The organism is Alkalimonas cellulosilytica, from assembly GCF_036325985.1.
GTDB lineage: Bacteria > Pseudomonadota > Gammaproteobacteria > Enterobacterales > Alteromonadaceae > Alkalimonas > Alkalimonas cellulosilytica.
In genome coordinates, this window is the sequence record NZ_JAUHLI010000007.1 from 74,282 (window position 1) to 96,467 (window position 22,186).

19 protein-coding genes are annotated in these 22,186 nt (G+C 52.9%); 9 read left to right on the forward strand and 10 right to left on the reverse strand.

The window, feature by feature from the left end; all coding sequences use genetic code 11:
* Positions 1–62 precede the first annotated feature (62 nt).
* A complete protein-coding gene (locus QWY20_RS08365; RefSeq protein ID WP_330128566.1) occupies positions 63–596 on the forward strand; it encodes a DUF2062 domain-containing protein in 534 nt (177 codons plus the stop codon).
* A 33-nt stretch (positions 597–629) separates the two neighbouring features.
* Here the strand turns inward: QWY20_RS08365 and QWY20_RS08370 are convergent, their stop codons facing one another.
* From QWY20_RS08370 to QWY20_RS08380, 3 genes are read right to left on the reverse strand one after another with little or no spacing between them, the layout of a single operon-like run.
* Positions 630–1,883 (reverse strand): lipoprotein-releasing ABC transporter permease subunit, encoded by a 1,254-nt coding sequence (locus tag QWY20_RS08370; RefSeq protein ID WP_330128567.1) that lies wholly within the window; start codon positions 1,881–1,883, stop codon positions 630–632.
* Entirely contained in the window at positions 1,876–2,559 is a 684-nt protein-coding gene (gene lolD / locus QWY20_RS08375; protein WP_330128568.1) for a lipoprotein-releasing ABC transporter ATP-binding protein LolD, read from the reverse strand. The genes QWY20_RS08370 and lolD overlap by 8 nt, the downstream gene beginning before the upstream one ends.
* Complete coding sequence (locus tag QWY20_RS08380) at positions 2,552–3,769, reverse strand: lipoprotein-releasing ABC transporter permease subunit (RefSeq protein ID WP_330128569.1); 1,218 nt, start codon at positions 3,767–3,769, stop codon at positions 2,552–2,554. The genes lolD and QWY20_RS08380 overlap by 8 nt, the downstream gene beginning before the upstream one ends.
* Before the next feature lie 45 nt (positions 3,770–3,814).
* On the opposite strand from QWY20_RS08380, the gene QWY20_RS08385 reads away from it, so the two are divergent.
* The 8 genes from QWY20_RS08385 to QWY20_RS08420 all read left to right on the forward strand — a co-directional run bounded on the left by QWY20_RS08385 (position 3,815) and on the right by QWY20_RS08420 (position 14,130).
* Positions 3,815–4,471, forward strand: a complete 657-nt coding sequence (locus QWY20_RS08385) for a PilZ domain-containing protein (protein WP_330128570.1) — start codon at positions 3,815–3,817, stop codon at positions 4,469–4,471.
* A gap of 26 nt (positions 4,472–4,497) precedes the next feature.
* Positions 4,498–5,544, forward strand: a complete 1,047-nt coding sequence (locus QWY20_RS08390) for an agmatine deiminase family protein (protein WP_330128571.1) — start codon at positions 4,498–4,500, stop codon at positions 5,542–5,544.
* Positions 5,545–5,568: 24 nt separating this feature from the next.
* Positions 5,569–9,063, forward strand: coding sequence for a transcription-repair coupling factor (gene mfd / locus QWY20_RS08395; protein WP_330128572.1), 3,495 nt, complete (start codon positions 5,569–5,571; stop codon positions 9,061–9,063).
* Positions 9,060–10,130, forward strand: coding sequence for a CsiV family protein (locus tag QWY20_RS08400; RefSeq protein WP_330128573.1), 1,071 nt, complete (start codon positions 9,060–9,062; stop codon positions 10,128–10,130). Before mfd ends, QWY20_RS08400 begins: the two co-directional genes overlap by 4 nt.
* A gap of 146 nt (positions 10,131–10,276) precedes the next feature.
* A complete protein-coding gene (locus QWY20_RS08405; protein ID WP_330128574.1) occupies positions 10,277–10,576 on the forward strand; it encodes a hypothetical protein in 300 nt (99 codons plus the stop codon).
* A 102-nt stretch (positions 10,577–10,678) separates the two neighbouring features.
* A complete protein-coding gene (gene ylqF, locus QWY20_RS08410) occupies positions 10,679–11,614 on the forward strand; it encodes a ribosome biogenesis GTPase YlqF (protein ID WP_330128575.1) in 936 nt (311 codons plus the stop codon).
* Between the two features lie 12 nt (positions 11,615–11,626).
* Positions 11,627–12,973 (forward strand): flippase, encoded by a 1,347-nt coding sequence (locus QWY20_RS08415; RefSeq protein ID WP_330128576.1) that lies wholly within the window; start codon positions 11,627–11,629, stop codon positions 12,971–12,973.
* Positions 12,970–14,130, forward strand: a complete 1,161-nt coding sequence (locus tag QWY20_RS08420) for a polysaccharide pyruvyl transferase family protein (RefSeq protein ID WP_330128577.1) — start codon at positions 12,970–12,972, stop codon at positions 14,128–14,130. The genes QWY20_RS08415 and QWY20_RS08420 overlap by 4 nt, the downstream gene beginning before the upstream one ends.
* A 46-nt stretch (positions 14,131–14,176) precedes the next feature.
* Here the strand turns inward: QWY20_RS08420 and QWY20_RS08425 are convergent, their stop codons facing one another.
* The 7 genes from QWY20_RS08425 to QWY20_RS08455 form a co-directional block, all read right to left on the reverse strand.
* Positions 14,177–16,303, reverse strand: coding sequence for a YjbH domain-containing protein (locus QWY20_RS08425; protein ID WP_330128578.1), 2,127 nt, complete (start codon positions 16,301–16,303; stop codon positions 14,177–14,179).
* The gene (locus QWY20_RS08430; RefSeq protein ID WP_330128579.1) at positions 16,300–17,061 is read right to left on the reverse strand and encodes a capsule biosynthesis GfcC family protein; all 762 of its coding nucleotides are present in this window, start codon (positions 17,059–17,061) and stop codon (positions 16,300–16,302) included. The genes QWY20_RS08425 and QWY20_RS08430 overlap by 4 nt, the downstream gene beginning before the upstream one ends.
* Positions 17,058–17,759: a YjbF family lipoprotein gene (locus tag QWY20_RS08435; protein WP_330128580.1), complete on the reverse strand. Its 702-nt coding sequence runs from the start codon at positions 17,757–17,759 to the stop codon at positions 17,058–17,060. Before QWY20_RS08435 ends, QWY20_RS08430 begins: the two co-directional genes overlap by 4 nt.
* Positions 17,760–17,825: 66 nt before the next feature.
* Entirely contained in the window at positions 17,826–18,173 is a 348-nt protein-coding gene (locus QWY20_RS08440) for a hypothetical protein (protein ID WP_330128581.1), read from the reverse strand.
* 113 nt (positions 18,174–18,286) lie between these two features.
* A complete protein-coding gene (locus QWY20_RS08445; RefSeq protein WP_330128582.1) occupies positions 18,287–20,254 on the reverse strand; it encodes a nucleoside-diphosphate sugar epimerase/dehydratase in 1,968 nt (655 codons plus the stop codon).
* Positions 20,255–20,371: 117 nt separating this feature from the next.
* Positions 20,372–21,553 (reverse strand): DegT/DnrJ/EryC1/StrS family aminotransferase, encoded by a 1,182-nt coding sequence (locus QWY20_RS08450; RefSeq protein ID WP_330128583.1) that lies wholly within the window; start codon positions 21,551–21,553, stop codon positions 20,372–20,374.
* A complete protein-coding gene (locus tag QWY20_RS08455; RefSeq protein ID WP_330128584.1) occupies positions 21,547–22,182 on the reverse strand; it encodes a sugar transferase in 636 nt (211 codons plus the stop codon). The genes QWY20_RS08450 and QWY20_RS08455 overlap by 7 nt, the downstream gene beginning before the upstream one ends.
* Positions 22,183–22,186: the final 4 nt, after the last annotated feature.

Consider the following 22,186-nt stretch of genomic DNA (forward strand, 5'->3'; position numbering starts at 1 on the left):
GGCAACCAAGCAGTACTCCCAGTCCAAGTGCTATCATGTTTACTTTGAGTAAATGAGTTGTAATGCCAAAGAAGACTATTCGAAAATACCTGCCAAATCCAGAGGTAATTCGTCAAAGTAAGGCGCTGCAAATATTCGGCACCCTGCTGCACGATGCCAATCTGTGGCATTTAAACCGCCGCTCGGCGCGCGGAGCTATTGCTATTGGCTTATTCTGGGCCTGGATGCCCATGCCTTTTCAGATGGTGGCCTCTGCCGCAGTTGCTATTCCATTGCGGGTCAATTTACCGCTGGCGGTGGGCTGTGTCTGGTTATCGAATCCGCTCACCATGCCGGTGATGTTTTATCTGAGCTATCTGGTAGGCAGCGCCGTGCTGGCGGCACCGCTGGAACCCTTCGCGTTCGAAGCCAGTATTGAGTGGTTGGCCGGCAGCATGGCGACCATCGGCAAGCCCTTCTTACTGGGCTGCCTGCTAATGGGCACCACCGCCAGTATTGTCGGCTACTTTTTGATTGACTGGCTTTGGGTGCTGTCGATACGGCGGGCGCAACGCGACCGCCGCAATGGCAACGGGAATGGCAGCGGGGTGAAGTAGTGCCCGGTCCTGAAGGACGGGCACTAGCTCAAGCTATTTTTGCCCCAACACCCGGGCCGGTTGCACCCGGCTGGCGCGCCAGGCTGGGTACAAAGTAGCCAGCAGACTTAAACTCAGGGCGATTAAGACCGTCCAGATCAGATCGCGCCACAAAAACAGCGATGGCACGAAGTCGATAAAGTAAATGCTGGGATCCAGGAAGCTTTTGCCGCTGACTTTGGACAGCAGATAAAACAGCGGCTCAATGTAACGACTGAGCAACCAGCCAATCAGAGCGCCGATACTGGTTCCCACCACACCATTGAGCCAACCCAGCCACATAAAGGTGCGGATCACCGCGCCTGGTGCCAGCCCCATGGTCAGTAAAATGGCGATATCGGACTCTTTCTCTCGCACCGCCATCACCAGGGTGGCAACAATATTAAAACAGGCCACAGCGATCACGAGCGCCAGCACCAGATAAATAATGCTGCGCACCATCTGAATATCCTGATACAAATGGCCCTGGGTCCGCATCCAGTCCTGCAGGTACACATAGTCCATCGACAGCATGCCCAGCTCGCGGGCGATTTGTGGCGCAGCAAACACATCATTTAACTGAAAGGCAAAACCATGCACAGTGCCCTCGGGCATCGCCAACCAGTTAGCCAGCGCAGGCAGGGCCACCCAGGCTTGCTGGTAATCCAGCTGACCACCGACCTGAATAATGGCCGATACCGTCAGCACCACCGTCTGGCTGCGGGCCAGCCGGCCATCGGGATGAAACTGTGGCAGCATCAGCTGCAGCTGATCGCCAACCCCGACGCCAATGGCATTCGCCAGGCCACGCCCTAACACAATCTGATCATCGGCCAGGCTCGCCAGATCACCGGCCAGTAAATAACGATCAAAGTTGGTAATACCGAATTCATCTGGCAGCAAAATGCCACGTACTGCGGCGCCCTTCACCTGCTGCCCCTGGCGTAAAATGCCATTGCTTTTAATGTAAGGCGCGGCAGCAGTCACCGCAGGATGCAGCGCCATCGCTGATAAGGTTTCAGGCCAATCGCTGAGCTGGCCTTCGACTGAATGCAGTTCGATGTGCGGGATCACAGCCAGCAGCCGCTCTTTGAGTGCCTGCTCAAACCCATTCATCACCGACAGTGCCAAAATCAGCACCGCCACACCAAGACCAATGCCCAAAGTAGACGACGCCGAGATAAAGCGGATAAAGGCATTGCTATGACGGGTGCGCCGGTAGCGACGGGCCAGTTGCCAGGACAGGGATGAAAACAACTTGCTAGGCATCGGGCTGCTCCAGTAGCCCATCCTGCATCCGGTAAAAACGGTCGCATTTGGCAGCCAACTGCTGGTCGTGCGTCACGATCACAAAGCTGGTACCCAGCTGCTGATTGAGCTCACGCAACAGCGCATAAATCGCCTCGGCGGTCTGGTGATCCAGGTTGCCGGTCGGCTCATCAGCCAGCACCAACGCCGGTTTGGCGACCAATGCCCGGGCAATGGCCACCCGCTGCCGCTCACCGCCACTGAGCTCAGACGGCCGGTGACTGACACGGTGCGATAAACCAACCCGCTCCAGCATGGCCTGCGCAGCCTGCTCTGCCACCGCCTCCATCTCGCCGCGAATACGCAGTGGCATGGCGACATTTTCCAGCGCGGTGAAATCCATCAGCAAATGATGAAACTGATAAATAAACCCCAGATGCTGATTGCGTAACTTAGCTTTGTCACGCTCGGAGGCTTTGGCCAGATCCTGGCCCAGCAGCAGCAAACGGCCGCTGTCTGGTTGCTCTAAGGTCCCCAGCAAATGCAATAAGGTGCTCTTACCCGAGCCGGAGCTACCGACAATGGCGACCATAGCGCCTGCTTCCAGCTCAATATCCACGCCATTGAGTACCGGCGTTTGATAGGCACCATCCCGAAATGCTTTGACCAGTTGCTGGCCTTGTAACAGCTTATTCATCACGCAACACTTCCGCGGGTTGGATCTGCACTGCCCGCCAGGCCGGATACAGGACGGCCAGAAAGGTCAGCAGCAAGGCACTGCAGACAATCATTAAAATTTGTGAACCCTTCATCAGCACCGGCAGCTCAACCCCACCGGCAATTTGCAAGCCAACAATCGCCAGCAGGGTATTGACCGAGCCACTCAGCAACACACCGGCGATGGCCCCGAGCACAGCACCAATCATGCCATTGCTCATGCCCTGCACGGCAAAGATGGTAAAAAGCTGATGGTTCTGCATGCCCTGGGTTTTTAAAATGGCGACTTCGGCTTGCTTTTCCGTCACCATCATCACCAAGGCGGAGACAATATTAAAGGCCGCCACGGCGACAATCAGCAGCAGCAGCAGCCACATCATGGCCTTTTCCATCGCCACTGCGGCAAACAGCTTGCCATGACTTTGCCGCCAGTCCTGTACTGCGGGGAAATACCCAGCGCGCACCAGCCGTTCGCCCAGCGCCGGCGCCACAAAAGGATCCTGCAACTGGATACGCCACTGCACGGCCTCTGCGCTGCCGGAGCCCGGCTGTTGCACCAAGCGTTGCAATTCTTCCAGTTTCACCACCGCCAGTACCTGATCCAACTCAGAGCCGGTTTCCAGCAGACCCACCACCTGGAACAGGCGTTGCCGCGGCATCCAGCCAAGCGGCGTGTAGCTGCCACCTTGCGCCAGTGATAATCGCAGCGAGTCCCCAAGCCCGACTTCCAGTTCTTCGGCCAGTTCACGGCCAAGCACGATGGGAAAACGTTGCTGTGCCAATTGCTGCCACTGGCCCCGCACCAGGCTTTGCGCCATAAAATCAGGCAGTTGCTCTACATCCACGCCTTGCAGTTGCACCGGCATCAGTTGCCTTGGCGATTGCACCAGGGCTTCGGCCTGAATAAAAGGGCTGATTTGCACAATACCGGGGTAACGCTCGGACAACTCGCTTTGCCAGTTCACCGGGGTTTGCGCCACCGGCTGCACAATCAAATGCGGCAGTACACCTAAGATGCGTTTTTTTAATTCGGCTTCAAAACCGTTCATCACCGAGCTCACCAGCGTCAACGCCATCACCCCCAGAAAAATTCCGGCGATGGAAAACAACGTCATGAACGATATAATCGCATTTCCTTTACGGCTCTGGCTGTAGCGCAGGCCGATCCACAAGCTGACTGGTAGCTGCATAGACGGTATCGGATCTTCAGGACAATTTAGTCGTAAAGTGGTAAAGTGAGCGACATAGTAGCAGACAAATCCTTGTTCAGCATCCGCAAAACAGGCAGCCAGATGGAACCAGCACAATTAGCCAGGCTAAAAGAAGACTTTGCCGACTATTTTCAGATAGAGCACAGCATTGCTATCAATGCCCAGCCTTACAACGGTGATGGCGATGCGCTGAGCGAAGACGACTTTCTGGCTCTGATGCCAGAGCCGTTTCGTCTGGCCAGTGAAATGGTGCAACTGAACAGCAGTTCCATCCGTAATTTATCGCGGTTGGGCGATGTTGCCGACGAGCTGAGCAGTTACCTGCAGCAGCTGGCGAAAAAAGTCGATATGATGATGCATTATATTTTGCAGCAACAGGATCAGGCTGAGCATCGCTATCACACCTTTAGTTATGGTGGCTCTGGCCTCTGTTTGCGCAGCAAGCAAGCCTTGCCTGCCGGCGACTGGCTGCAGCTGAAAATATTTCTGGCGCACGGTGAAGGCGCGGTGTTTTGCCTGGGCCAGGTGCTGGAGTCCAGGCAGATAGCCGATAGCGGTGACTGGCAGGTCGATGTGGTGTACCGCCATATCCGCGAGCAGGATCAGGAGTTGATTGTGCGGGCCAGCCTGCACGAGCAAACCCGGCAACTGAAACTAAAAAAAGAACTACGCGACAGATAATTCGTTTACACAAAGGAAAAATCAAGGTGTCCGATTATTCACTACCGGCTGAATGGGCCAAACAAGATGCCATTATGCTGACCTGGCCGCATGCCGACACCGACTGGGCGCCGATGCTGGCCGAAGTCGAACAAGTGTATCGTCAGTTGGCCAGCGAAATAGCCAGCCGCCAATCCTTGGTGATTATCTGCCACGATGCTCAGATCAAGCAACGGGTCGCTGCGATCATGGCCGGGTTGCAACTGCCGGTTGAGCGTATTCATCTGGTAGAAGCCCCCTGCAACGACACCTGGGCGCGTGATCATGGCCCTATTACCGTGCTGGATAAGCATGGCAAGCCCTGCCTGCTGGACTTTACCTTCACCGCCTGGGGCGATAAATTCGCGGCCAAGCTGGATAACGACATCAACCAACAGTTATTTGCAGCCGATTGCATTGCCGATATCCCTAAGCGCACAGTAGATTTGGTGCTGGAAGGTGGCGGCATTGAGTCCGATGGCAACGGCAGTCTGCTGGTCACCAAAAAGTGCCTGCTGAATCCCAACCGCAACCCTGAGCTCAGCCAGGCCGAGATTGAACAGCAACTGTGCCAACACCTGGGCATGCAACGGGTGCTGTGGCTGGAGCATGGCTATCTGGCCGGCGATGATACCGATGCCCACATTGATACCCTGGTACGCTTTGCGCCAAACGATACCCTGGTGTACGTCAGCTGCGACGATCCAAAAGACGAACACTTTCGCGAGCTGCAAGCCATGGCATTTGAGCTGACCGATTTCAAAACGCTGGATGGCAAACCCTACCACCTGATCCCACTGCCCTGGCCTGCCGCCAAGTTCAGCGCCGATGGCGAGCGTTTGCCGGCCAGTTATGCCAACTATCTGATTATGAACGATGCCGTGCTGGTCCCCACCTACCACGACAGTCAGGATACGGTGGCACTGGCACAGATCCAGCGCGCTTATCCGAACCATCAGGTGATAGGGGTGCATTGCCTGCCGCTGATCCACCAATACGGCAGCCTGCATTGCGTCAGCATGCAGCTTCCTGCCGGTGTACTGAAAACCAGCTAATTCAAAGAGACCACGATCACCTGCATGATTACCTCGATATTGAAGTCGTTGCCTGCCGTTAAAAAAGCCGGCGATCTGATCCACTGGGGCCAGCTGCTTGGTGCCGGCCTGCCATTGCTTATCAGCGAACAAGCCCAGCAACAGCCGGGCGTTTATCTGTTGGTAGTACCGGACACTCCGACCGCGCTGCGGTTGGAGCAAGAACTCAAAGTCTTTGCCGGCACGGAATTGACCCTGCTGAGCTTGCCGGACTGGGAAACCCTGCCATACGATGTATTTTCGCCGCATCAGGATATTATTTCGCAGCGGCTACGCACCCTGTATCAGCTGCCGCGCCAGCAACAGGCCATGGTAATCGTGCCCATCAGCACCTTGTTGCTGCGGGTCTGCAGCCCAAGCTACCTCAACCAGCACAGCCTGCTGGTGCAAACCGGTCAGCAGCTGGATTTGGTGCAGTTAAAACAGCAACTGACCGCCGTTGGCTACCGGGCGGTCGAGCAAGTGATGGAGCATGGTGAGTTTTCAGCGCGCGGCTCCTTGCTGGATCTCTACCCGATGGGCAGCGCTTTGCCCTACCGCATCGACTTTTTTGACGATGAAATCGATGGCATCCGCTTGTTCGATCCGGACAGCCAGCGCACCTTAGATAAAGTCAGCCAGATTGAGCTGCTACCAGCCCATGAATTCCCTACTGATCAAGCCGCCATCGAGCGTTTTCGCAGTCAGTACCGCCAGCAGTTTACCGCCCGTACCGAGCCCGAGTCGCTGTACCAGCAAGTCAGTAAAGGCTTGTTTCCGGCTGGTATTGAGTATTATTTTCCACTCTTTAGTGAAGATACCGCCACCCTGTTCGATTATCTGCCGGCAGACACCACCTGTTTGCTGCTCGGCGATTTACAGCACAGCGCCGATAAATTCTGGCGCGAACTGAGTAAACGCTACCACGACAGAGGGGTGGATCCCCTGCGGCCACTGCTGCCACCGGAGCAGCTGTATCAGCCAGCCGATCAGCTGTTTAGCCAGCTGAAACGCTTCGGCCGCATTAAGTTAACGCCGGCCTTTCTGCCAGCCAAAGCCGGCACCGACAACGCCCCTTGCCAGCTACTGCCGGACCTGAGCATAGCGCACCAACAGAAACAGCCACTGCAGCTATTAAAAGACTTTTTACTGACACTCAAGCAACAGCAAGGCCAGGCCCTGTTTTGTGTGGAAAGCGAAGGCCGGCGCGAAAGCCTGCTGCAACTGCTGAAAACCATTCACATCAGTCTGCCGCAGTTTGACAGCCTGGATGCCTTTGTTGCCAGCAAGCAGGATCTGGGCATTCTGGTGGGCCAGCTGGAACAGGGCGTGCTGCTGGAGCTGGCCAGACCGCTGGCGCTGATCAGTGAAAACGAATTGTTTGGCCAGAAAATCAGCCAGCGCCGGCGACAAAAACGCAGCCAGCAGGTCTCGGCAGATACCATTATCCGCAACCTGGCCGAGCTGAGCCCGGGCCAGCCGGTGGTGCATCTGCAGCACGGCATTGGCCGTTATCAGGGCTTGCAGGTGTTGGATGCCGGTGGCATCAGCGCGGAATTTGTCACCATCGAATACGCCGGTGGCAGCAAGCTCTATGTCCCGGTCGCCTCCCTGCACCTGCTTAGCCGTTACAGTGGCTCTGAGCCCGAGCACGCCCCCTGGCACAAACTGGGCACCGATAGCTGGGAGCGGGCGCGTAAAAAAGCCGCGGAAAAAGTGCGGGATGTGGCGGCAGAGCTGCTGGATATCTATGCCCAGCGCGCACTGCAAACCGGCTATGCCTTTCAGCTCGATGCCGCCGAGTATGCCGCCTTTGCCGATAGCTTTCCATTTGAAGAAACCGCCGATCAGGTCGATGCCATCGCCGCCGTGCTGAGCGATATGCAACAAGCCAAAGCCATGGACCGGTTGGTCTGTGGCGACGTTGGTTTTGGCAAAACCGAAGTAGCAATGCGGGCAGCTTTTGTCGCCGTGCACGACCGCCATCAGGTGGCCATTTTGGTACCGACCACCTTGCTGGCTCAGCAGCATTACGAGAACTTCCGTGATCGCTTCGCCAACTGGCCGGTGCGGGTGGAAGTGATCTCACGTTTTATCAGCCCGAAGCAACAGGCACAAATTCTGGCCGATGCCGCGGATGGCAAAGTCGATATCTTAATCGGCACCCACAAACTGCTGCAGGATGATATTCGTTTTGCCAATCTGGGACTGTTGATTGTCGATGAAGAGCACCGTTTTGGCGTGAAACAAAAAGACAAAATCAAAGCACTGCGCGCCAATATCGATATTTTAACCCTGACCGCCACGCCAATACCGCGCACCTTAAATATGTCACTGTCCGGCATGCGGGACTTGTCCATTATCGCCACACCACCGGCCAAGCGGCTGGCGGTGAAAACCTTTGTCCGTGAGTTCGATGACACCCTGATCCGCGAAGCCGTGCTTCGGGAAATCATGCGTGGTGGCCAGGTGTACTTTTTGCACAACGATGTCGCCACCATCGAAAACATGGCCGAAGAGCTGGCAACACTGCTGCCTGAAGCCCGTATCGCTATTGCCCATGGCCAGATGCGCGAGCGGGAGCTGGAGCGCATTATGGCGGATTTTTACCACCAGCGTTTTAACCTGCTGCTGTGCTCCACCATCGTCGAGACCGGCATTGATGTGCCCACCGCCAACACCATGATCATCAACCGGGCCGATAAATTTGGCCTGGCGCAATTGCACCAGCTGCGCGGTCGGGTTGGCCGTTCACACCACCAGGCCTACACCTACCTGCTGACCCCGCCGGTGAAGCGCTTAACACCAGATGCGGTTAAACGGCTGGAAGCCATCGCCAGCCTGGAAGACCTGGGTGCCGGCTTTACCCTGGCCACCCACGATCTGGAAATCCGTGGTGCCGGTGAACTGCTCGGCAGCGAGCAAAGCGGCCAGATTGAGTCGGTTGGTTTTAATCTGTACATGGATATGTTGGAGCAAGCGGTCGAGGCACTGAAAAATGGCAAGGAGCCATCGCTGGATCAACTGCTCAGCCAGCAAAGCGAAATCGAGCTACGCATCCCGGCCCTGTTGCCGGAAGACTACATTCCGGATGTCAGCATGCGGTTGTCCTTTTATAAAAAGCTGGCTTCGGCCAAAAACGAGCGCGAACTCGATGAAGTTCAGGTCGAGTTAATTGATCGTTTTGGATTATTACCCGATGCCAGCAAAAACCTGGTGGCACTCTCGACCTTTAAGCTTCAAGCCCAGGCACTTGGCATCAAACGCATTGAAGCCAGCGCCAAAGGCGGTATAGTAGAGTTTATGGAGCAAACCAGGGTTGCACCGGCTTACATTATTGAGTTGATTCAAACCAAAAGCCGCGAATTTAAACTGGAAGGTGGCCAAAAGCTGCGCTTTAGCAGTGAGCTGACCGATAGCCAGGCCAGGCTCAATTACATCCAGCAATTGCTGGCGAATTTTGCCGGGGCTAGCCCTTCTTACCAAACGGAGCATGCATGAAACGGATCGGATTAGTCAGCGTCATCGTCAGCCTGTGTTTGCTTAAACCGCTGCTTGCCACAGAAATTGCCCCAGAGCGCGTTGCAGGTGGGGATCGCTGGTTCGAAGTTGAATTTGTATTGTTTCAGCGCACCCCGGATGCCGGTCTGATTGAGTCTTTTGACAGCAGTCCTAAAGCCGCCAAACCGGCTCGTTTTTTTGATGTACTCAAGCCTTTTTACCAGCCGGATATCCGGCCACTGCTGGGCCAGCTGGAGCTGTGCCAAAGCAGTGAGCCACAGCCAGTATCGCAGCAAGCTGAACCAGATCTGGCCGATTACCTGCCACGCTTTCGCTGGCCACACCACAATGCACTCTGTGTGTTTGAACCCCAGCCCAAGCTTTGGCAACAGCCGCTGTTTGCGAGGCCAGTGGTGATTGATACCCTGCCCATGCCAAGGGCACTGGCACTGACCCCATCTGGCCAGCGTCAGCACCGCAACGTTCCCTATTTACTGGCCGCCGAGGAATTGCAATTTGGCGAACTCATTCAGCGTTTGCGCCGTCAGGGGGATGTGCAGTTATTGCTGCATGCCGGCTACCGGCAAGCACCAGTTACTGAGCGGCGCAGTATTCCAAGCCGCTGGTATGCTGGCCGGGATTTACGCCCTCAAACCACGGCAGCAGAGCCATTAGCATGGGATCATCAGGCCAGGCCTGGACAAATCAGCTTGCTGCAGCCCAATCTGCTGCAACGCATAGAGCAGCGTTACCAGACGCTTACTACCGACACGGTCGATAGTGACGAGCACAGCCTGCTGATCGATCTGACCACGCTCAATGAACAGCAAAGCAGCGAGCCCTGGTGGCAACTCGATGGCTTTATCCGGCTGCATTTGGATCATTACCTGTTTGTGAATACCGATTTTGTGCTCAGTACTAAGGTCACAGAGCAACAACTGTTACCGCACCGAATCCAATTCAGCCGCAGGGTGATCAGCGGTGAAATGCATTACATCGACCACCCTAAGCTGGGTATGATTCTGCAAATACGGCGTTATCAGCCTCCAACAATCGAAGATCAATAGCTCAAAATTCAAGCGGACCCAGATTGACAACTGATTTACTTTAAGATAACCTTCACGGCGTAACAAAACGTCACATTTTTGGTCTTACATTACTTTTTCTTGCCCTCTAGAATGAATGGACTTTTGAAAGTAACACTGGATGAAGCATGGAGCCACTAGAGTCACAACCTCAATTTTCTGCCTGGCAAATCGTGATCCTGTTGTTGCTGCTGTTGATGACGACGGTCGGACAGTCCATTTTGAGCTGGTTATTTCCAGGCATGCAGCAGCTTTTAAACAACGGCATCATGCAAGTACTTGTGCCATTATCCTGTCTTGGACTGGTCGTTATTTTGTTTGAGCAATGGGGCGTGATTAAGCTCAAACCTAACCTGATAAACTCCGGCCTGACCTTACCCTTACTGGCAAGTTTCGCGCTGTTGTACCCACTGCTTTCCTATTTTTAAACTTTTTAGCGCTTTTGTTGCTGCCAGGACCCAGCTTGGTTTTGCCGGCTCACTATATCCAGTATACTGAATCATCCTGTTTTCTAGCGAACTCATCCTGCTATGTCGATTAATTGGTTCCCGGGCCATATGCACAAAGCCCGTAAAGAAATCGCCGAGGTCATGCCTCAGGTCGATATCATCATTGAAATGCTGGACGCGCGCATCCCCTACTCCAGTGAAAACCCTTTGGTCAGCCAGCTACGCAAAGATACACCTTGTATCAAGGTGCTGAATAAAGCAGACCTGGCCGATCCCAGCCGCACCGAGCTGTGGGTACAACATCTGGAGCAAGAGCGCGGTATTCGTGCCCTGCCAACCAACCAGCAGGAACCTCAGGCCATTAAGCGCTTGCTGGATTTGTGCGAACAACTCTTGCCGGAACGTAATCTGGCTTTAAAAGGGGCCCGCGCCATGATCATGGGCATTCCGAATGTGGGTAAATCAACCTTTATCAATATTCTGGCCGGCCGCACCATCGCCAAAACCGGCAACGAGGCCGGCGTCACCAAAAGCCAGCAACGCATCAAGCTGGAGCAAAACGTGGTTCTGACCGATACTCCGGGCTTCCTGTGGCCTAAACTGAGCCCGGCCAGCTGTGGCTATCGGCTGGCCATTACCGGTGCCATCAAAGATACCGCTTTTGACTACGCAGATATCGCGCTGTTTGCTGCCGATTTTTTGTTGGAGCATTACCCACAGGCGCTCAGGCAGCGCTATGCACTCGATGAATTACCGCAGCAAGGCCTGGAACTAATGGATTGCATCGGTGCCAAACGAGGCTGTATGCGCAAAGGTGGCGTGGTTGACTTGCAAAAAGCCGGCACTATTTTGATTGGTGACTTGCGCACCGGTCAGCTCGGCCCGCTGACCCTGGAAACACCGGGCATGATTGCCGAAGAATGCCAACTAGCAGAACAGGAAGCGGCAGCCAAAGCCAAAGAGAAAGCGGAGCGCGAAAAAATACGCCAACAACGCGCTAAGAAGAAGTATCGCTAATAACCAGAGGCCATGCCTTTTATTATGCTCGCCAAATTAACCAAACTGCTAAAAGCCCGCGCTGTGGTGATGCTGGCCGATAAGATGGTCAAGCTACTGGCCGGCGCCGTGCTGACCATTTTACTGGCTCGCATACTGGGTGCTGCAGAGCTCGGTATCTTTGCCATTGTGATGGCCTGGAGTGCCTTCCTGGTGCCGATCGGCAGCATGGGGCTGAATAACATCGTGGTACGGCGCATGCAGCAGCAGCCCAACAGCGATGCTGCCATGTCTCTGCTTTATACTGCCGTGGCATTGAGGCTTACCACGGCTTTGTTGGCAGCGCTGCTGGCCCTTGGTCTGTTCTGGTGGTTTTACCCCGAGCTGATGCAGGGCCATACCGGCATCGCCATCCCCATGCTGTTTGTGTTGCAAAGCTTTTTTGGCTTGCTGCTGTTTGAATTTTATCTGCACTATCAGGGGACGTTTCGCAGCCTGGCTCTGGTCAAAATTGCCATTACCTGCCTGAGCTTTGCCGCCAAATTACTGTTATTGCTCAGCGGCTTTGGCATCGCCAGCTTGCTCTGGATAACCGCGGTGGAGTTTTTAGTGGTCGGCCTCAGCCAGTATTGGCTTTATCGTCGTAAACAGCAGCCCTGGCAGCAGAGTGAACCATTATGGCCAGGCTTTTCCTGGCGCTATGTGCGCTTAGAGCAAGCCAAAGCCCTGCTTAAACGCTCCAGTTGGCTCTGGTTGTCCGGCATTGTCTCGGTGATTTATCTGAAGATTGATCTGGTGATGCTCGGCGCTATGGCGGGTGCGGAACAAGCAGGCCTTTATGCAGCAGCCAGCCGTTTATCCGAACTTTGGTATGTGTTTCCTGCCACCTTAGCGGCCCGCTACTATCCAGACATGCTCAAAGCCTATCAACACAGCTGGCCACACTATTTAGCACGATTGCGCCGCTTTGCCGGTTTGTTTCTGAGCGCAGCTCTGGTGATCGCTGTAGTGATGACCCTGGCGGCCAGCTGGCTGGTACCTCTACTGTTTGGCAAAGACTTTGCGCCAGCTGTGGCCGTGTTGCAAATTCATATTTGGGCCGGTTGTTTTATCTTTGTGCGCTACCTGATCAGTCAGCATTTGGTGATCACCGAGCAAGAATCACTCTCCTTGCTAAGCCACGGTATTGCCGCTCTGCTGAATGTCGGATTGAACTGGTGGTTGATCCCCATTATGGGCATTCAGGGCGCTGCCTGGGCCACACTGATCGCCTATGCCTATGCTTCATTTTTCTTTTTGTTTTTTTCCGCCACCACACGCAAGCAGCTGTGGCAGCTGCTACGGCTAAAAGCGGTGTCCGCGCCTAAGGAATCCAAATGAGTCAAAAACCTTATCGTATTGAAATCAAAGGGGTGCAGTTTCGCAATAAAGGGGCTTACCTGATGTTGCTGGCCTGCCTGCAGGGTTTACAGCCGGTGAGAAACAGCGAGTTGGTGCTCTCACCAGGCCCGAACCTGCCCTACCCGGAGCGGGCGCGGCTTGGTGCCTGGCAGAAATTATCTTTTCGACGCAAATCGGTTGATCTGACCGACTGGATCAGCCGCTTACCCAGCCCGCTGATCCGGTTGCTCAATCGCTATGGCATGGTGACAGAGCGCCAGGTGGATGCAGTGCTTGAAGCAAGCGGCTTTGCCTATGGCGACCAATGGCCTCTGCAATTTCTGCAAAACACCGCCCGTGAAGTGGAGCGTTTTGCCAAAGCAGGCAAGCCGTTCATTTTTATGCCGCAGGCTTTTGGTCCTTTTGAAAGCCAGGCCAGCAAAGCTGCCATGCGGCAGATTATTCAACACGCCCGACTGATCTTTGTCCGCGATGCCATCTCGAAGCAGCACCTGGAATCCTGCGTATCTCCTTTGCCAGCTCATGTGATCCAATCACCAGATTTTACCATTGGTTTAAGCCCCGAAGCTTTACCACAAGCAGCTGCCCCCTATGCTGCACTAATCCCAAACAACAAAGTGATTTCACCTTTCCATCATGCTAATGCTGAACAGCTTAAGGATGATTACCTGGCTGCCTTTGTGCAGGCAGCAAACCAACTCTATCAAACAGGGTATCAGGTAAAACTAGTCAATCATGAAGGCAAAGAAGACGCCGAGTTGTGTCAGCATATTCAGGCAAGGGCAACACATGCCGAAGTTGTTGAGATGGAAGATCCGCTAGCCGTAAAAGCCTATATAGGCGGAGCCAGTCTGGTAGTCAGCTCACGGTTTCACGGTGCCATTAATGCACTCAGTCAGGGCGTCCCTTGCATCGCCACCAGCTGGAGCCATAAATACCGCCAGATGATGCAGGACTTTGGCATGGAAGACTACTGCATTGAGGCACTCACACCGGAAAGCCTGTTGCAAAATCTGACACAGCTTATTGAAAATCAGCAAAGCATCACTACAAAGCTTCAGACTGCTAAAGAAACACTACACCATCAAAACCAACAAATGTGGCAGCACATTTATCAGCAGTTACCAATCAAATAATTAGCGCCCGCCTTTCAGGACGGAGACTAGTAGTAACTGCTGTAAATTAACCGCCAAAACGAGACCGTCTGCTTGTAATGTCGTACAAATTAACCGGCTTAGCAAGCGGCTGGCCACCATCCCGGGCAATGGGTACCCAAGGGATCATGCCCTGACCACGGGCAGAGCGTAAAGTGAACAGATCAAATGGAATGGAGATGTAAAAACCTTTGGTAAAACTGCCCTCGCCATAATCCGCAGATGACACATTGGTAAATGCCGCATGAGCTCCCACCACAATACCACTGCGGAAACGCTTGGCGAAATCAATTTTTACACCATCATCGCCCGCCAGAAAGCGACCAATATTAAATGTCAGTACAACATCATCCAGGAACTCGGGCTGCCAGTAAATATTGGCGTGACCGGTCACGACATTGTAGTCCATAAAATCAAAATCACTGTCAAACGAGCGCTGGCGCACCCAGTTGATATCAAAACCAAGCGCTAGATTGCTGTCGACTGGCCGGTACAAAACCTCAGTACCTACACCACCAAACATTGACTCCAGATAACCGCCATAGCCCTGAACATACCAATTCGAGGCCGGATTGCCTTGCCAGCTGGCATAAAGGTTTTCCATCGTTAGAGTACTGCGGGTCACGTACTCACGCACATAGGTGCGTACCCGAGGCAAAGGTGTATCCTGACTATCGACAGTAAAATTAAATTTATCGAAATTTTCTAACACCGTTATTTTGGCTGTACCATTGAAAGCAATACCAGATCCAAACTGATAGCCCGCCGAAGCCAATAACCCACCCTGATACATAAAAAAGGTTTCAGGGCTACCAAAGCTTTGGATCCAAAATGCCTCGGCACCATAATAATGGCCCTTAAAACGGGAGCTTGCTTGCCAGACATCTGACGACTCTGGCTCTATACGCCGGTAGCTTGAAGTGATCTCAGGCTGCAAAGTCTGATAGGTGACGGCAGCAATAAAATCACTGGCATCGATCACCGTTTCGACCATTGGACGGTTGCCTTCCAGATCAACAATCCGGTATTGCTGGACAGAACGAGGCAGCTCTGCAGCCAGCACCCGGGCTATCCTCTCTATGGCAACATCCTGATTGCGATAAGCAAGCTGGTTGCCTATCACAACCACTTCATCATCATTCAATGTAATGCTGCGAAGCACAAAACCTGCTTCACTTCGCAACATACCAGCCAGTTGCTGACGGGCAATCTGGTCAGCGGTCTTTGTCGATTGCTCTGGTACCTCACGAGGCGGTGGATCCAATTTAATCTGGCTAAGTGAATGCAGATCAAAGGTATAATTCACACCAAACGCAAAGGTATTCCCACGCTGATAACTGGCATTCAAGTCAAAGTTGCCCCACTGGTAGGTAGCCCCAGCGTTCCAGCGACTGCGCTGAATGATCTCAATCCCCGCTCTGTCACGACTATAATCATTGCCCTCGTATTCAAGTTTTAAACGAAGGGGCTGCCATGGAGTTTGGTATTCCACACCAGCAAACAACGAAGCTGGACCTTTAAAAAACTGTTGATAATCGATCTTACCACCCTGACCAGAAAAACCACTGGGGCGTTGACAAAATGAATCACGCAGATCACAGAAAGGATTACGGGTATTACCAGCGGCACCTAAATACCCCCATCCCATTCCCAGGTGCACATCCAGCGGACCGAAGCGCTTGCTGGCAGCAACAAATTCACTTTCAAAAGTACCGGTCCCACCAAAATCTCGAAAACCAACCGACAGCTCTGGCAACCAGTACGACTCCTGCACTAGACGAAACTTGGCATCAATCCCCTTGTCTTTGTAAGTTTGATCGCCGCTAAAACCAGGAAATGGACTGTACAAACGGTTGCGGATATCGGCATAACGAATCGTCGCCTCCATCCACGGAAACAACGTCAGGCTAGCGGTCCAGAAGCGGTATTCATCATTGTCGCTGTACCCCAAAACCAGCCGGCCTTCCTCCGCCATTCGTGCTGTCGGCACCTGGATCAAGCCAACCCCGCCATGCGAGCCCTGAGTAAAACGAATCGGCTCTGCTTTGCTGGGAAAGCCCTGAAGAGCGAAGCCGGGTGCGGCTGTGATACCAAGCGCCAGAGTTAGTAATGATAAACGAAAGTATGGGTGATGTTTCTTAACAACTACACTCATGGCAAAATCCTGTGCGCGACTAACTGAACAAGTTCCTGATTCAGGCTGCGAAATTCTTTCGGTAAGATGCGGGGATGCAACGGAAGGAAAACCTGACTGCCAGGCTGTAGCTCCTGATGCTGCCGATTCCAGTAACCACGCCCCACTTGCTCAATCTGCCCATTGGCTTGCACTACATAAAGCCAACTGGGGTCTGCGCGTTGCAATGCAGGCAAAGCCGTCAGATACGTATGCACCGAAGCAGCACTTTGATGCGGTAATGTCCGCTCTTCTGCGATAGCACCAACAAAGAGCACCTCATCAGACCTTGGAGCCACTCTGAGAATGTAGTGACCAGCATCCAGCCTGGGATTGGCAGCTTGACTAATCCGAGCCAGATCATAGTCAATACGAACGGCCTGACGCTCAGCAAGCTGCCAGCGACTCAATTGTTGACGAAGTGACTGCACCACCAATACATTTTGAGTATGGTTGCGTAGTTGCCAGTATTGTTCCAATCGCTGCAGGCGGGTCAGCAGTTCCTGCTTTTGCTGCTGCAGTTGCTCTGAATGGCGATAAAGTGCTGCTGCAGGCCAATACTGTTGCTCAGGCTGCGGCACCTTGGCCAGTAACTGACTCAGACGAGGCGGCTCAGCGTAAGCATGCCATAACTCTGTTCCGGCTTTAATCTGCACCACAACAACAGGTTCTGCCGCCACTAACTGAAAACTCAGCAAAGCTGTGGCAGTAAGTAAAAGAGAGCGAACAGAAATCATCATAAGGTGTCCATCGAATCCCTGATTTCGGCGTTGCTTGCCTTGATCAAACGAGCCGCCTGGCTGATGTAAGTGATATGAAATACCGGGCTATGTGGCGCCAGTTGCTGCTGGCTTTGCAACAGCACCCCTGTAGACTCATCAAACCAGAATAGGTTCTCAAAAGTAGCTTTTGTTTGAGCCACAGTAACCTGCTCACGAAGCAAACGGGTACTAAAACGCTGCTCAAATACCGTGATTTCAGCTTGCTGCTGGCTGAAAACCGAGCTTAGCTCATAGCCACTTTGCTGTCGATACTGCCAGTCAGTCACGCGCTTCCACTTTGCATTAGCATCCAGCAAGGCCTTATGTCGCAGCGGATCGGCTACCGTATTACTCACATAGGTTAAATCATTGCTTAGGCCAAGCGAGCGCACAATCCTACCATGCTCCATCACCAACAACACATTATCGGCCGATAACCATTTATGCTGGCCCCGCTCAAGTTCAGCCAGCACCATAGTGGCTCGGGGGCCATTATCAGGTTGGATGTAAATCAGATCAAACTCTGAGGCAGCAACCTCCTCCAGTGTCACGGTCACATCATCAACTGAAGCGAATCCAAGCCGGATGCTATCCAGCAAAGCATTCTGGGTCGAACTGCAGGCAATCAGTAAACAGGCCAGAATCATCATGACAGTAAAACGGAAACAGTAACTCATGGCATCTCTCAGTAGCTTTTTGCACAAAAAAGCCGCCATCAGGCGGCTTTATCAACAACGATACAATTACTGAGCGCTAGGAGCGTAAGTAAAGGTGGCCAGCTGAGTAAAGGTATTAGTACCAGTACCAGTTACAATAGTGGTGCTGCCAACACAAAAGCCATCATCGTTGATTTCATCATCACCCAAACAGCCCAGTGGTGGTGGCGGTGGTGGTGGAACCACTGGCAGTGTAGTACCACGGCTGTTGGAGATAATGGCAGCAGCAACAGCCAAACCAACAGCACCAGCAACAATGTGCTCAGCATTCACATTACCTAAAGCACCAGCACTAGAACCACCAGCTTGCTCTTGAGCAACGGCAGTACCAGAGACAAGCGCAGCCATTGCGGCTGCTACTAAAAGCTTTTTCATAGAAATCCCTCTATTTCCCTTAACAGACTCTCAATGCATGAGGTTAACTGAAGATAGCTTTGCCAGCAAGTACTTTGTGGCAAAATCACGAAACAATTAAAGTGATGGCAGCATCAGGCAGACAACTGATTAACAGCTGCCGCGGTATCCACCACTAACCTGGAGACCGGGGTTGGCTCCACTTCGGTGCGGTTGTTTTGCTGCGCCTCCAGCACCAGATCGCGCAGTTTATCCTGATAGCTAAAGTCAATTGGTGCTTCCTTCATACAGGTTATCAGATCCTGTACCGCAAATGCATCGCAACTAGCCTCCAGTGAGCCCAGTAATTTTAATACCGCCGACCAATCCAGACTGGCTTCGTCACCCGCCATAATTCGGGGGTGCGCTGTTTCCCGGATATTCTGACCAATAATCAATTCCTCAAACAACTTCTCACCCGGCCGTAAACCAGTATAACGAATTTCAATATCCCCCTCCGGATGCTGAGCATCTTTCACTTCCAGCCCCATCAAGTGGATCATACGGCGTGCTAAATCATCAATACGAACCGGCTCCCCCATATCCAATACAAAGACATCCCCACCTTTGCCCATGGCACCAGCCTGGATCACCAACTGAGCAGCCTCGGTAATGGTCATAAAGTAACGAATAATATCTTTGTGCGTGACTGTTACTGGCCCTCCACGACGAATTTGCTCGCGAAACAGAGGCACCACCGATCCCGAAGAGCCCAGCACATTCCCAAAGCGCACCATGCTAAAACAGGTTTTGGCATCGGCCCGTTTCGCGATGGCCTGCAGCACTAGCTCCGCAATACGCTTAGAAGCCCCCATCACATTGGTTGGCCGAACCGCTTTATCGGTCGAAATAAGCACAAAGGTTTCTACTTTTGCAGCAATAGCGGCCTCAGCGGCGTACCAGGTACCAAATACATTGTTGCGAACCCCTTCCACCACATTAAACTCGACCATTGGAACATGCTTATAGGCTGCCGCATGATACACCGTTTGCACACCAAAACTTTGCATCACCGTTCGCATCCGGTGCTGATCCTGGACAGTGCCGAGGATGGTCCGCAACTCCACATCCAGCTTGTCACGCTCTATCAACAATCGCAGCTCTTGTTCCACACTGTATGCAGCAAACTCAGATAACTCAAACAAGACCAGCATCGTTGGCTCATTTTTCAGGATCTGGCGGCAAAGCTCTGAACCAATCGAACCACCAGCACCGGTTACCATAACCACCTTGCCATGAATATTAGCATGCATCAGTTTCAGTTTAGGTGCTTCAGGATCACGACCCAATAGATCTTCGATTTTTACGTCCTGTAACTCATCAATGCGCATATCGCCATTGACCAGTTCATTCATGCCGGGGACCGATTGCACCGGCACCGGTAAGGATTCTAAAGCATCCAGCACTTCACGACGACGCACCCGACTGGCTGAAGGTAAAGCCAGTAAAACCCGTTGAATATTTTGAGTTTTTATAAGCAAAGCAATGTTGTGCGGATTACCGACTGGCATGCCCAGAATGGTGGATCTTTGCAAGGTACTGTCATCATCCACGAACAAAATCGGGTGATACTGATCTCCGTTTAATAAGGCTTGCGCCAGTTGGCGCCCAGAAGAGCCGGCACCGTAAATCAGCACCCGCTCTTTCAATGAGTTATTCATTTGAACAAGAAACATACGCGCCAGCAAACGTGAACCAGCACACAGCAACATGGCCAGCAGCGCGTAGACAAAAATCAGATTGCCTTTATCCTCAACCCCAAACAGGGCAAACAGCACACTAATCACCAAAGCACTACCAACAATGCCAGCCAGCACAGCCCCAAAAGCATGTTGCCCTATGTAACGGATCACGGCCCTGTACAACCCGAGCTTGGTAAAAGTGAGTAATGTCAACGGCACCGTCAGTGCAAAAGCCAGCGCAATTTCAGGTATATGTCCGCGCTCACCATTCTGGGTGAGGAAATAAGCCGATGCCATGGCAAAAATCAGAAAAATAATATCGGCTATGACCGAAAAAACACGCTTTACCGGCCTAGGTAAGGATAGAAGCCAAGCTAACATGAAAATTCCTTAACGAAACTGACCAGAGATACCACAGTCAAATTTGAACCAGTATAGCGCATTCACACGTATTAATTAAGCTTTAAACATGGTGGCCATAGCAGCGTGCTTCCTGAGTTAACAAGGCTGTCCCACCCGTTGCAAAACCTCTGCCAATTGGTAACAGCAACGTTCCATTTGGTGTTCTGTGATACTAGGGTGAACCAATAACATCAAACTGGTCTCACTCAGTTCTTTGGCTTGTGGCAATCGCATTGCTGGCCGAAAAGTGGTGTTTTCAAAAGCCTGCTCCAGGTAGACTTCACCGCAACTTCCCTGATAACAGGGAACCCCCTTCGCCATCAACTGCTGACAGATGCTATCCCTGCTCCAGCCGGCAGCCAACCATTCGTGCCGGATAAAAAAGTAATGCTTGTACTCCGCATGTACCACACCTTCGGGTACCAAAACCCGGCGAAGCACTGGGAAATCGGCGGCGACGGCATCCAGTTGTGCTGCCAATTGCCGACGTCTGGCACTCCATGCTGGCATTCGTTGTAACTGAATACGACCTATGACCGCCTGCACTTCCATCATCCGCCAATTATGGCCAAAACTGTGGTGCAACCAGCGAAACCCCGGCGGATGTTGCTGATGATAAACTGCATCATAGCTTTTACCATGATCCTTTAATGACCAGATCCGCTGCCACAAGGTTTCATCATTGGTGGTAACCATCCCGCCTTCACCACCCGTGGTCATAATTTTATCCTGACAAAATGACCATGCAGCTATATGGCCCAGTGAGCCAACCGAACGGCCATGATAACGAGCTCCATGCGCCTGGGCACAATCCTCAATCACCCACAAACCATGTTGATTCGCCAGCGCCATGATCGCATCCATCTCCGCGGGCATACCGGCCAGATGCACCACTACAATGGCTTTGGTTTTTGTACTCAGACAAGGTGCTATTGTCTCAGCACAAAGTGCCTGGGTGTTCAGATCCACATCAGCAAATACCGGCGTGGCACCCGCATTCACCACCGCCGACACCGTTGCGATAAAAGTACGAGGTGGCACAATCACCTCATCGCCGGGGCCCAACTGTAAGGCTTGTAAGGCAGCATCCAGCGCCAAAGTCCCATTGGCCACAGCCACGGCATAACGGCAGTCGGCAAAAGCGGCAAACTCTTGCTCAAACAAGCGGGTTTGCTCGCCGGTCCAGTAATTCACCCGGTTAGATAGCAACACTTGCTTTACCGCCTCTGCTTCTTCTTCTGAATAGCATGGCCACGGGGCTAATTCGGTATTCAGCATGGCGGGCTCCTGCGTTCGAGTCGGCTGGCGAATGATGGCACCAAGGTAGCCAGCAGGTATCCCAGATCACGCCAGACACTGTAATGATGATAATAGGCCAGATTAATACGCACTTTATCCGGCCAAATCACCCCATCGTTGAATGCTTTGGCATCACTGGCTGCAGCCAGCAAGGCCTCTTCGTTGCAGTATTTGATCGATGCAGGTCCTGTGATACCGGGGCGCAGTTGTAAAATTAACCGCTCCTCGCCCTTTAGGCAATCGGCATAACCGGGCACATCAGGCCTTGGGCCGACAAAGCTCATCTGTCCCCACAGCACATTCCACAACTGGGGTAGCTCATCCAATTTTAACCGGCGAAACAAGCGACCGCTGCGGGTGATCGCTTGCTGGCACTGGGCGGTGATAGAGCTGCGTTCACTGCTGGCATCAAACATGGTTTTAATCTTATACACCCGAAATGGCCTGCCGAAACGGCCAATGCGCTGCTGAGCAAACATACCATTGCTACGGGTTTCAATGCTGGCAATCAGCCAGCACAGCAGAAGTAACCAGCCCAGCAGCAACAGACCCAGCAGGGCCAATAGCAGATCCAAGCTTCGTTTTATCACAGCTTGCCAAAGCGTCAACTGC